This is a genomic window from Methylobacterium frigidaeris (assembly GCF_022179185.1).
Classification (GTDB): Bacteria; Pseudomonadota; Alphaproteobacteria; order Rhizobiales; family Beijerinckiaceae; genus Methylobacterium; species Methylobacterium frigidaeris.
In genome coordinates this window covers 1-254 of record NZ_BPQJ01000261.1, presented here as the reverse complement: position 1 = coordinate 254, position 254 = coordinate 1, and the positions used below count along the sequence as shown (strand labels likewise).

General features: G+C 61.0%; 1 pseudogene. It reads right to left on the bottom strand.

The window, feature by feature from the left end:
• Nucleotides 1-254, bottom strand: a pseudogene (locus MFF64_RS37075) (FkbM family methyltransferase); the annotation flags it as partial.

Sequence of the window (254 nt, the reverse complement as noted above, 5' to 3'; positions counted from 1 at the left end):
GTCGGACTCGGCGAAGCTGGCGATGCCGCTCAATTCGGGATCCGAGTCGTTGGTCGCGATGAAGGTGACCGTTTCGTGCGACCGGGACGAAACGCATCTGTGCTCGATCGCGGCGTCTCGCTCGGCCGCCAACGCGGCATGCCAGATGGGATTCGGCTCCGCGAGAATCCCCTTCCACCCCAGTGTTTTTTCGAGCAGCCACGTGTTGCTGTTCTTCCTGCCGTTCGTCGCTCCGAATTCTACAAAGTAGCCAC